An 11849-nucleotide genomic window follows, 5' to 3' on the forward strand; every position below is an offset into this window, starting at 1 on the left:
GGCCTCACTCTATGATGAACAGGCCTTCCACTTCCACCGCCGCGTCGAGCGGCAGAACGGCCACGCCGATCGTCGAACGCGCATGACGGCCGACATCGCCGAAGACCTCAACCGCGAGGTCGGAGGCGCCGTTCATGACCAGGGCCTGCTGCGTGAAGCTGGGTTCGGACGCGATGAACCCGCCGAGGCGTAGAACGCGGCGCACGCGGCCGAGATCTCCGTCACAAGCCGCGCGCAGCTGGGCCATGAGATTGATGAAGCACAGCCGCGCCGCCTGCTTGCCGGTTTCGACATCAACCGCGCCGCCCAGCTTGCCGACGGCGAAGAGATTACCGTCCTGCAAGGGCAATTGGCCTGAGATGGTCACAATGCCGTGGTGAATCGTAAACGGCACATAAGTCGCGACCGGTTTGGCCGGTTCGGGCAACACAATGCCCAGGGTCGCCAGACGCTCTTCGAAAATATTCGCCATTACGGTGTGCCCGGCAGCGGCGAAAACAGTGCCCCCTTGCCCGGCTTGTCTTTCCAATCCTCGGCATCGGCCGGGGACTGGCCTTTGCGGGTGATGTTCGGCCATTGCGTCGAGAAGTCGCGGTTGCGCTCGGCCCAGGGGGTCGCCCGGTCGTCGCTGTCCGGCAGGATCGCCTCAGCCGGGCATTCTGGCTCGCAGACGCCGCAGTCGATGCACTCGTCCGGGTTGATCACCAGCATGTTCTCGCCGACGTAAAAGCAGTCCACCGGACAGACTTCGACGCAGTCCTTGAACAGGCACTTGATGCAATTTTCGGTGACCACGTAGGTCATTCAACGCTCCTGGCGGTGGTCTGGGGCGGACGGCGACATGGCTCCGCCCGCCGCGCCCGATATGCCGCCGCGCCCGCTTTCATGCAAGGGTTCGGCATGCAAGGGTGCGGCCGGTCTGTCGCCGCTCGGGTCAGGCAACTCCTCATACAGCGCCTGTGCCTCCGGGGCCGGGCCGCGCCGCAGAGCGAGGGACAGAACGCGCAGCACGCGGACCTGATCGCGGATCGCGAGGGTCAGCACATCGCCCGGACGCAGCCGCGCATGGGGCTTTTCGGTCGGCTGCCGGTTCAGGCGGACCGCGCCCGCGACCACCAGCCTTGCGCAATCGGATCGTGCCTTGGCGAAACGCGCGCACCACAGCCACGTATCGAGCCGCTGCCAATCCCGATCCTCGACATCGCGGCCAGTCATCGCCGCGTGCCGAGCTTGCGGAAGCTGGCGAGGGTCGCGAAGGGTCCGTCGACCGGGACGGACGGTGGCCGCTTCACCGCATTCTCCCGCGCACGGGCCAGCGGCGTCAGCATGGGCGGCACCGGCGGTCCATACTGGCCGGCATCGAGGCTGGGTGCAGGAATAAGCCGGAAGCCGAGCCGACGCAGCACGGCGGGCAGCGCCTCCGCCTTGACCGACAGGCGGGAGGCGAGGCCCCTCGGCAGAGGCATCCGGCCCGCCTGAGCCCGCGCGCCGCGCCGCAACTCCTCGGCCACGCGCTCCGCGACATCGAGGCGCAGCAGCACTGGCCCGGCCGTCACCCAGCCCAAGGCCTCGGCGAAGCCCGAGGGCCAGGTCTGTCCGACCGGAGTCTGTCCGACCGGAGTCTGCTCGACTGGAATGGCGGTGAGGCTCGACAACGGCAGGTCAGGCGTCGGAACGCCATGCGCCAGAGCCAGGAGGGCCGCCCGCAGGGCCATCGGCGCAGGCTTGAGCATCGCTGGCAGGAACCAGGCGAAGGTGCCACCGGCGAGCCGCACCACGCCACCGGCCTGATCTTCCACCTCAGCACGGGCCAGACCCATGCCTTCCCCCAGGCGATGGAGCAGGCCCCGCGACTCGGGCGCTGTTCGCGCCGCCTCCAGCGCAGCGAACAAGGGCGCGAAGCCGGCGGCGATCTCGGCGTCCAGGAAGGCTTGGCAGCGACGGCGCACCCGCTCCCGCAAGGGACCATCGAGAAAGTCGCTGACTTCCACCTCCGCCAAGGGCCGCAGCACCGAATGGCCGGGCCGCAGGCGGGCGACTACCTGCCCTTGCCAGAGCAGCCGATGCTTCTCCGTGCGCGTGATGTCACTGTCCGGTGCCGCTTCGAAGCGGCCGACGCGGCGTGGCATCTCTTCGCCCAAGGCGCGACGGGCGGCACGCATGACCATGCGCTTCTCGTCACCCACAGCGGCTGGATCAGGCAGGAAGGTGAAACCCGCGACATGGCCGACCGAATGGCCCTCGACCACCACTTCCCCGCGCGCCGTGACGGCGGAAAGCAGGTCCTGTCCCTCATTCTCCTCCAGCCGGCGCATCAGCAGCGCGGCCCGGCGATCGACAAAGCGGTGCATAAGCTTTTCGTGCAGGCTGTCGGAGATCATGTCCTCCACCGCCCGCGCCCGGCCCTGCCAATGGGCGGCGTCGCGCACCCAATCGGACCGCGCGACGATGTAGGACCAAACGCGCACGCCCGACAGGCGCTGCATCAGCGTATCGATATCGCCTTCGATCTTGGCCAGACGGTCAATCTGACCGCCGATCCAATCCACAGGCAGATGGCCCGCATCGGTGACGTGATTGAAGACCCGCGCACAGAGGGCGGCATGGCTATCATCGGCGATCTTGCGGAAATCCGGGATCTGACAGGCATCCCAAAGCAACCGCACGCGGCGCCGCCCGACGGCGCGCTGCCGGACTTCGGCGTCGCGCGACAGCGTGGTGAGGGTTTCGAGATCCGACGCATCATTGCCCCGCACCAAGCCCCGGCGCGGCGGGGACGCCTGCAAAGACCCGAGAAGATTGTCGATGGAGGTGAAGTCGAGGTCGCTATTGCGCCAGAAGATATGCTCGATCGCATCGAAATCATGCGTTTCGATGGCGCGGACGAGTTCATCCGGCAGCGGCGGACAGTCGGCCGTGCCGCCGAAACTACCGTCGCGCATGCCGCGCCCGGCGCGGCCGGCGATCTGCGCCATCTCGGGCGCCGTCAGCCGGCGCAGGCGATGGCCATCGAACTTCGAGATGCCGGCAAACCCGACATGATCGACATCCATATTCAGGCCCATGCCGATGGCATCCGTCGCCACCAGGAAATCGACCTCCTTTTCCTGATAGAGGGCGACCTGGGCATTGCGGGTGCGCGGCGACAGCCGCCCCATCACCACGGCGCAACCGCCGCGACGCCGGCGGATCATTTCGGCGATGGCATAGACTTCGGCCGCCGAGAAGGCGACCACAGCGCTGCGCGGCGGCAGGCGCGTGAGCTTTGCCGGCCCGCTGTGATAGAGGCGCGACAGGCGCGGCCGGGTTTCGATGATGGCATCCGGCACCAAGCGCTGGATCAGCGGCCGGATGGTCTCGGCGCCCATGAACATCGTCTCGACCATGCCGCGCGCCCGCAGCAATCGGTCAGTGAAGACGTGACCCCGATCGGGATCGGCGCAAAGCTGGATCTCGTCCACCGCGACGAATTCGACATGGCGATCGAGGGGCATCGCCTCCACCGTGCAGGCGAACCACCGCGCCTCCGGAGGAATGATCTTTTCCTCGCCGGTGATCAGCCCGACGTGGCGGATCCCCTTGGCGGCGACCATGCGGTCATAATTTTCGCGGGCAAGAAGGCGCAGGGGAAAGCCGATGATGCCCGAGGCGTGGGCTAACATCCGTTCCATGGCCAGATGCGTCTTGCCCGTGTTCGTCGGTCCTAAAACCGCTTTCACGCGCGGGGCGAATCCCTGCATGAGAGGATGTTCGATGCTTTGAAGACGCTTTGCAAGCGCTCGATTGCATGCCCGCTGCAATGCGGCATCTGTTGCATTCAGTGTGCAGTGCAACACATTGGGCGCAGCGAGCCATGATCGTTCCGATCCAAGGGAGACAAGAAAATGACTGAAGACACACAGGACGCCCCCGCAGCGACCGTTCCGGGCGCCGAAACCCGCGAATTCAGCGCCGAGGTGGGCCGTTTGCTCGATCTCGTGGTTAATGCGCTGTATTCCGAACGCGAGATTTTCCTCCGCGAACTGGTGGCCAACTCGGCCGATGCCATCGACCGCCGTCGGTTCCTGTCCTTGACGGAACCCGCCCTGACCCTGCCGCCCGAGGCCGGCGTCACCATCACGCCCGACAAACCGTCGCGGCAGATCACCATCACCGATGACGGCCTGGGCATGAGCCGCGACGAGATGGTCTCCAACCTCGGCACCATCGCACGCTCCGGCACCCGCGCCTTTGGGGAAACCCTCCGCGATGCAAAACCGGACCAGCGCCCGAGCCTGATCGGCCAGTTCGGCGTCGGCTTCTACGCCTCCTTCATGGTGTCAGAGCGCGTCGAGGTGATCTCCCGCCGCGCCGGCACCGATGAGGCGTGGAGCTGGCGCTCCGACGGGCGTGGCAGCTTCGAGATCGCGCCCGCCGAGCGCGGCACCGCCGGCACCGACGTGATCCTGCATATCAAGGCCGATGCCGAGGAATTCCTCGAACCCGCCCGCCTGCAGACCATTATCAAGCGCTGGGCCGACCATATCAGCGTGCCGGTGCGTCTGGTGCGCGACGGCGCCGTGGAAACGGCGAATGCCGGCACGGCGCTGTGGCAGCGCAGCAAGAGCAGCGTCACGGAGGCGGAGTATCACGACTTCTACCGTCACCTCGGCAATGTCTTCGATACGCCCTGGACGACGATTCACTGGCGGGCCGAGGGCGCGCTGGAATTTTCCGCACTCCTCTACATCCCCGATTCGCCCCCCTTCGACCCCGTGGAGGGTGAGCGGCGCAGCAAGCTCCGCCTGCATGTCCGGCGCATGTTCATCACCGATGAGGCCGATCTGCTGCCGCCCTGGCTGCGCTTCGTGCAGGGCGTGGTCGATACCGAGGACCTGCCCCTCAACGTCTCCCGCGAAATGCTCCAGACGACGCCGCTGATGGCACGGATGCGCAAGGCCGTGCTCAACCGCGTGCTCACCGAACTCAAGACCAAGGCCAAGCAGGGCCCGACGGAAACGGCGGTTCCAGCGGCCGATGACGAAGACAGTGCGGCGGCACCCCAGGCCGGCACGGACGGCTATATCCGCTTCTGGGAGAATTTCGGCACGGTCCTCAAGGAAGGGCTGTGGGAGGATTCCGGCGCCCGGGCTGACATCGCGCCGTTGCTGCGCTTCCGCTCCTCGACCGCGGAAGGATGGACCTCCTTCGCTGACTACGTCAGCCGCATGAAGGACGAGCAGCCCGCGATCTACGTGCTGGCGGGCGAGTCCATCGACACTCTGCGCCATGCGCCGGTGCTGGAGGGCTTCAAGGCCAAGGGTTACGAAGTGCTGCTACTGTCGGACGCCATCGACGCCTTTTGGCCGGAGCGGATGGACGCTGTTGAAGGCAAGCCGATCCGCAACGCGCGCCAATCGGCCGCTGATCTGGGTGAGGCAGAAGCGCCGTCCGAGTCGATCCTGCCGCTGCTCGCCAGCCTCAAGGCCGCGCTGGGCGACGAGGTTACCGACGTGACATCCGCCGCCCATCTCAGCGACAGTCCGGTGATGCTTGTGTCTAGCGGAATGGGTGCCGATCTTCACATGCAGAAGCTACTTCGCCGCGCCGGCCGCCCGGCTTGGGGTGGCGCGCCGACGCTGGAGATCAATCCTCGCCACGCCTGGATCGAAGCGCTCGCCGCGCGTGTGGCGGCCGGCGGCTCGGTCGAGGACGAAGCGCGCCTGCTGCTCGATCTGGCGCGCGTGCAGGAAGGTGATGCGCCTGCCGAGCCCGCCGCCTTCATCCGCCGCGTCGTCGCCGCGATCTCTGGCAAGACCCCGTCTTGATCCGCGCCGTCGATTGCCTCTTCGCCCATTCGGAGGACCAACCGGTTCACCGAATCCATGGCGTGCGGCCCAATGGTTTGGAAGTGTTCAAGGCGCGCCTTGCGGAGGGACAGCGTAACTATCTCGATTTCAGCGGCTTCGCGGCGAAATCAGGCGTTGTTGTCATTCTGCCCGCAGCAGAGGATGGCATGATAGATGCCGTTCTAGGTTTGGGTAGCGAAGAGGGTCTCTACCCTTTCGGCGCCCTGCCTTTCGCGCTTCCATCTGGAAGTCGGTGGCGGCTGGTGGATTGCGATGTCGCTCAGGCGACACTTGGCTTTTGTCTTGGTGCCTATCGGTTCGGGAGCCTCAAGGCAGAGTCGCTAAAACCGGCTCTGCTGCGCCGGGAAAACGGGTGTGAGGTCGCGGTTCGAATCGCGGATGCCATTTGGATGGCACGAGATCTCGTCAATCAACCGGCGAATCTTTTGGGGCCGGCCGAGCTGGCGAAAGTATTGCTAGAGTTAGGGGAACGTTTTGGTGCTATAACGACGATCGTCAGCGACGACGATGTCACGCGAGACTATCCGACGATCGCTGCGGTTGGCAGAGGATCGGATCGTGGACCATGCGTTGCAACATTACATTGGCGCGGGCATGCGGCCACGGACACATCGCCATTGGTTTCGCTGTGCGGCAAAGGTGTGTGTTTCGATTCCGGCGGCTATGATCTGAAACCTTCGTCCGGCATGCTTCGCATGAAGAAAGACATGGGCGGCGCCGCCGCAATGATGGGGGTGGCGGCCCTTGTGATGTCAGACGACCTTCCTGTCAGGCTCGTGCTGCGCATCGGGTGCGTTGAGAACAGCGTGTCCGGATCCGCGATGCGGCCCCTCGATGTTATTCGCACGCGCAGCGGCAAGACCGTCGAAGTGGGCAATACCGACGCCGAGGGTAGGCTTGTCCTCTGCGATTTGCTTGCAGAGGCCGCCGCTGAGACGCCTGACATTTTGATTGATGCGGCAACCTTGACCGGTGCCGCGCGGACTGCACTGGGCCCTGACCTGCCCGCGCTTTTTTGTAACGATGCTGACTGGACACGGCGCTTTTTGGATGCAGGGATAGACCAACACGATCCATTGTGGCCGCTGCCACTCTGGCATGGATACGACTCGTGGCTGGATAGCAGCGTGGCCGATATCGCAAGCGTCAGCTCCAAACCACAGGCCGGGGCCATCGTCGCGGCTCTATTCCTGCAACGGTTCGTTACTGGGGCGAAGGCCTGGGCGCATGTCGATGTCTATGCCTGGAACGATCAAGCCCGTCCGGGACGGCCCGAAGGAGGCGAAGGAACCGCGATCCGCGCTCTATATTCGGCATTGACCACTCAATTCTCTAACTGAATTCGCGAACCTTGCTGATACCTTGTAATGCTGTGATTTCACCTCGCGCATTCGTGAGGATTACAAGTAAGAAATAGTTACAAAAAAGCGTTGTTACTTTTTCGCACTGCGTCATAAAACTCACATCGAGACGGTTCGACATTGGTCCAGACATTGGTGCGATCCGCTCTCCCGGCAGCGCGTAGAACAGATTAGGCGGCCGATGCCGCGTCGAAAGGAATAAGATTATGGTTTCCAACTCATCTTCAGATCAGCTGGTTGGCGTTCTTAGAGATACGATCGTGGCCCTCGTGCGGCGTGACGGTCCCGATCTTTCCGCCCGCCAACTGGGTGTTTTTCTGACCTGCTATCTGACGGATAAGGCGCATACGGTGCGCGGCCTCGCGGCCGACCTCGAAGTGTCCAAGCCTGCCATCACCCGCGCGCTCGATCGGCTGTCCGAGTTCGAGCTGGTGCGCCGCAAGCTTGACCCCACCGATCGCCGCAGCGTGCTGGTGCAGCGCACCCTCAAGGGCTCGGCCTTCCTGCGCGATCTGCGCTCGGTCATGACCGAGGCGGCGGGTGGCAAAGCCTCCGTCGTGCATGAAACCGGAAGCCGCCGCGCCGCAGGCTGAATCACGGAACGCATTCAGGCAATGGGGAGCGTGCTCACGCAGGTCTCCCCTGCCTGGACGTGGTTGTGACATTAAGGCGCTGCACGGGGCTTCCCACGGCCGCGACCCGTTGCTATATGCCGGCGCCTCGGAGGGCGCATAGCTCAGTTGGTAGAGCAGCTGACTCTTAATCAGCGGGTCGTAGGTTCGAATCCTACTGCGCCCACCATCCCTTCCTTTCTCCCGACCCTTCCCCAAATGCTTTGACGATCCAATCGCTGCCTCTGGCGGGTTGGCCGTCATGAGCAGGAGATTGGTATTCGTGGACAGTGGCACCCGCGTCGTCGGCGCGCGCATAGAGGACTACGCCCTCATCGGCGACTGCAGGACCTGCGCCCTCGTCAGCCGCGATGGCTCCATCGATTGGCTGTGCCTCCCCCGATTCGATAGCAGCGCCTGCCTCTCCAGCCTGTTGGGCGCACCGGAGAACGGTCGCTGGCGCATCGGCGCCACCGACCCGCAGGCACGGGTCACCCGCAGCTACAAGGACGGCAGCGTCATCCTCGAAACCATCATCGAGACGGCGAGCGGCCGTGCCCGCGTGACAGACTTCATGCCCATCGGCGAGAACGATCGCGCCATCATCCGCATCACCGAAGGACTGTCCGGCACCGTCGATCTGCGGTTCGATCTGACGATTCGCTTTGATTACGGGCGGTCGGTCCCCTGGGTGATCGGCCTTGAAGGTCAAAGCGGATTGCAGGCTATCTGCGGGCCCGACCGGATCACGGTCTTCTCGACCATTCCGCTGATCAACGAGAATATGGCCACCAACGCGGGCTTCACCCTGCGCGAAGGGGATCGCCACATCTTCACCCTGGTGCATAACCACTCGCATCTCGCTCTACCGCAGAAGCCTGACGTCGATCGGTTGTTCAAGGATACCGAGGCGTTCTGGAACTACTGGGCGGCCTTATCGAACTACGAAGGCCCCTGGGCCGATGTCGTCCGGCGGTCCCTGATCACCCTCAAGGCCCTGACCTATGCCCCCACCGGCGGGATCGTCGCCGCGGCCACCACGTCCCTGCCCGAGCAGATCGGCGGCAGCCGGAACTGGGATTACCGCTTCTGCTGGCTGCGGGACGCGACGCTCACGCTCGGCGCCTTGCTGCGCGCCGGCTATACGGACGAGGCCAAGGCTTGGCGGGACTGGCTTTTGCGCGCCGTCGCTGGCAGCCCTGAGCAGACCCAGATCATGTATGGCATCGGCGGGGAGCGGCGCCTGAGCGAGTGGGAAGTGCCCTGGCTCAGCGGATACGAGGAGTCCGCCCCTGTACGCGTCGGCAATGCGGCGTCCGATCAGGTCCAGCTCGATGTCTATGGTGAGGTCATGACCGTGCTGTCAGAAGGCCGGCGCCTTGGCCTGTCGGACGTTCCCAGCGGTTGGGGGCTTCAGCGGGCTTTGGCCGACCACCTGTGCGATATCTGGCAAAAGCCCGATGCCGGAATCTGGGAAGTGCGCAGCGGCTCCCAGAACTTCGTCTTCTCCAAGGTGATGTCCTGGTCGGCGCTGGATCGCTGTATCACCGATGCCGAGGAGCATGGGTTCGAGGCGCCGCTCGATACATGGAAGTCCAATCGGGAGGCCCTGCGCGCCGAGATCATGGAGCATGGCTTCAACACGGCGCTCAACAGCTTCACCCAGGTCTATGGCGGCCACGAGCTGGATGCGAGCCTGCTGCTGTTGCCGCGCACCGGCTTCGTCGATGCCGCCGACCCGCGCATGGTTGGCACGGTCGCGGCGATTGAAAAGACTCTCGTGGTCGATGGATTGGTGCAACGCTACGACACCACCCTGAGCAATGACGGTCTGCCGCCGGGCGAAGGCGTGTTCCTCGCCTGTAGTTTCTGGCTAGCCGACAACTTCGCCTATCAGGGCCGCGTGGACGAGGCCCGCGCACTGTTCGAACGTCTGCTGTCGCTCGTCAATGACGTCGGTTTGATCGCCGAGGAATACTCACCGCAGTTGAAGCGCCAGCTGGGTAACTTCCCCCAGGCCTTTACGCATGTCGCGATCATCAACACAGCCTTCAGCATCGAGGGTGGGCAGAAGGGTGCGGCGGAGATCCACAAGGTAAATGCTTAGGGTAACCTGGGGGTCGGTCTCACCATCCCACCCAGCGCGATCATGATTCCTCCCCCGGCGACCGCGGCGGCGGCCGCAAAAAGGTAGATGGCCGAATAGCCGAAAGAGGCCTGGATAAACCCGGCCGCCGGGCCAGTGACACCTAAAGCGAGGTCCAGGAAGACGGAAAACACGCCGAGCGCGGCGCCGCGACTTGTGGCGGGCACACGCTCCAGCGCCTCGATCCCCAGCGCCGGGAAGATCGGGCCGAAGCCGAAGCCCGTCAGCGCCGCACCGATGATGGCGATGGCCGGAGACCAGGCGACACCCAGCACGAGCAGACCGGCGCCTTCGGCCAGAAAACAGAGCATCGCCATCCGCAACGCCCCGATGCGCGCGATGCTGCTGACGAGCAGGAGCCGCGAGAGGATAAAGAAACCGCCGAAGGCGCTCAGCGCCAAAGCGGCATGGCCCCAGCCACGCCCTGCGTAAAAAAGCGTGACGAAGGAGGCGATGGCGCCGAAGCCGATGGAGCCCAGCGCGATGGCGATGCCATGTGGCAGGACGCGGCCGAGAACGCTTCGAAACGGCAGTTGCGGTCCCCGCACCAGGCGCGTCACTGGGCCTCTTGCAGCAACAGGCAAGGCGATGAGGGCGATGGCCGCCATCACCAGGCCAAGGCTCCAGAAGCCGGCCACGCTTTGGATGACCACGCCCAACGGCGCACCGAGGGCGATGCCGCCATAGGTCGCGATGCCGTTCCAGGAAATGATCCGCGCGCTGTGCATCGGTCCGACTCGCCCAATCGCCCAAGTGAGGCACCCCGTGCTGACCCCGCTTTCACCCGCGCCAAGGCACAGCCGGCCGATGAGCAGCAAGGCGAGGCTGAGGGTTGGATGCGGCCGTGCGAGCGCACCGAGCATCGTGAACAGCCCACTGGCTGTGCAAAAACACAGGCCAAACAGCACCATCTTTTTGGGCCCGACGGTATCCGTCATGCGGCCGACCGGTGCCCGCGTCACCACCGTCGCGAGATATTGCACGCTGACGGCCAGACCCGCGAGGACCGCGCTAAATCCAAGCGTCTGATGCACGAAGGGCGGCAACACACCGAGCGGCATGCCGACAGTGAGATAGGCGCAGAAGGTGAAAGCGACCGTGACGATGATTTGGCGGGACGCCGCCCGGCCGCGCGGCCGGGGAACATCCGCCTCCGGCGGCGTGGTTTGGCTCATCCGCCTTGTCTAGAACACGGTGGGCCTCCGGGGAATCATCGCCATCGCGCCATCGGCGGATAAGGCTTCGCTTATCCGCCCTCCACCACCCGAAACCGATCAATCCCGACCGTGCCGTCCGGACCGGAGAAGGCGAGGTCCTGGCCTTGGCTCTGCTGCTGGCTGAATCCGGTTAGCCGGTGTTCACCGGTGTCATAGACCGTGAGCCGGCCGTTCGTCTCGATCACCAGCCGGTGCTGATCAGGGAAGCAGGCATAGCGCATGTCGTTCTGCGCACCGGAGGCGGCGGGGGCACCGAGATCATCTGGCCACCAATGGGTAGACCTATGGCTCGCAGCACTCTGAATGTCGCGGTCGAAATCGGCGTCATCCGCGCCCTGCACCTGTCTCTGGAAACGGCCGGTGCCGTCTCCTCCCACCAACTCCGCGAGATCGCGACACGCCGCATCCACCTTCGCCTTCAGGGTCGCGTTGAACATATCGCCGATCTGGGTCATGCCGCCGCGCGACCATTGGCCCATGCCACCGAGATCGGGGTGGTTGAATTGCGCCTGCGCGCTGCCGCTACGGTGCAAGGCTTCATACAGCGCCTCGACCGCAGCTGTGCTGATGCCGTGGCGATCGGCGATGTCGGTGATCGCCTGGCCGGTCACGTCCATAAAATCCTCCTGTGTCTCAAAGCGGAGATGGGGACGCGCGCGCCGACG

The 11849-nt window shown here is 64.7% G+C and carries 10 protein-coding genes and 1 tRNA gene; 5 read left to right on the forward strand and 6 right to left on the reverse strand.

Going from position 1 to position 11849, the window contains the following annotated elements:
* Window positions 1–4: 4 nt before the first annotated feature.
* From QP803_RS09915 to QP803_RS09930, 4 genes are read right to left on the reverse strand one after another with little or no spacing between them, the layout of a single operon-like run.
* Window positions 5–472, reverse strand: a complete 468-nt coding sequence (locus tag QP803_RS09915) for a RidA family protein (RefSeq protein WP_284947598.1) — start codon at window positions 470–472, stop codon at window positions 5–7.
* Window positions 472–804 carry a ferredoxin FdxA gene (gene fdxA / locus QP803_RS09920; RefSeq protein WP_284947599.1) on the reverse strand — a complete coding sequence of 111 codons (333 nt, stop codon included), beginning with the start codon at window positions 802–804 and terminating at the stop codon, window positions 472–474. Before fdxA ends, QP803_RS09915 begins: the two co-directional genes overlap by 1 nt.
* Window positions 805–1215 (reverse strand): RNA-binding S4 domain-containing protein, encoded by a 411-nt coding sequence (locus tag QP803_RS09925; protein WP_284947600.1) that lies wholly within the window; start codon window positions 1213–1215, stop codon window positions 805–807. It lies immediately after the preceding gene.
* Window positions 1212–3740: a helicase-related protein gene (locus QP803_RS09930; protein WP_284947601.1), complete on the reverse strand. Its 2529-nt coding sequence runs from the start codon at window positions 3738–3740 to the stop codon at window positions 1212–1214. The genes QP803_RS09925 and QP803_RS09930 overlap by 4 nt, the downstream gene beginning before the upstream one ends.
* Window positions 3741–3884: 144 nt before the next feature.
* Between QP803_RS09930 and htpG the strand changes: the two genes are divergently transcribed.
* The 5 genes from htpG to QP803_RS09955 all read left to right on the forward strand — a co-directional run bounded on the left by htpG (window position 3885) and on the right by QP803_RS09955 (window position 9928).
* A complete protein-coding gene (gene htpG / locus QP803_RS09935) occupies window positions 3885–5807 on the forward strand; it encodes a molecular chaperone HtpG (protein WP_284947602.1) in 1923 nt (640 codons plus the stop codon).
* Window positions 5804–7189 (forward strand): leucyl aminopeptidase family protein, encoded by a 1386-nt coding sequence (locus QP803_RS09940; protein WP_284947603.1) that lies wholly within the window; start codon window positions 5804–5806, stop codon window positions 7187–7189. The genes htpG and QP803_RS09940 overlap by 4 nt, the downstream gene beginning before the upstream one ends.
* Before the next feature lie 227 nt (window positions 7190–7416).
* Entirely contained in the window at window positions 7417–7803 is a 387-nt protein-coding gene (locus QP803_RS09945) for a MarR family transcriptional regulator (protein ID WP_284947604.1), read from the forward strand.
* A 132-nt stretch (window positions 7804–7935) separates the two neighbouring features.
* A tRNA-Lys gene (locus QP803_RS09950) sits at window positions 7936–8011 on the forward strand.
* A 93-nt stretch (window positions 8012–8104) separates the two neighbouring features.
* Window positions 8105–9928, forward strand: a complete 1824-nt coding sequence (locus tag QP803_RS09955; RefSeq protein ID WP_284947605.1) for a glycoside hydrolase family 15 protein — start codon at window positions 8105–8107, stop codon at window positions 9926–9928.
* Here the strand turns inward: QP803_RS09955 and QP803_RS09960 are convergent.
* Both QP803_RS09960 and QP803_RS09965 read right to left on the reverse strand, forming a co-directional pair.
* Complete coding sequence (locus QP803_RS09960) at window positions 9925–11142, reverse strand: MFS transporter (protein ID WP_284947606.1); 1218 nt, start codon at window positions 11140–11142, stop codon at window positions 9925–9927. The genes QP803_RS09955 and QP803_RS09960 overlap by 4 nt on opposite strands.
* 71 nt (window positions 11143–11213) lie before the next feature.
* A complete protein-coding gene (locus QP803_RS09965) occupies window positions 11214–11801 on the reverse strand; it encodes a hypothetical protein (protein WP_284947607.1) in 588 nt (195 codons plus the stop codon).
* Between the last annotated feature and the right edge of the window lie 48 nt (window positions 11802–11849).

Source organism: Acidisoma sp. PAMC 29798 (assembly GCF_030252425.1).
GTDB classification, from domain to species: domain Bacteria; phylum Pseudomonadota; class Alphaproteobacteria; order Acetobacterales; family Acetobacteraceae; genus Acidisoma; species Acidisoma cladoniae.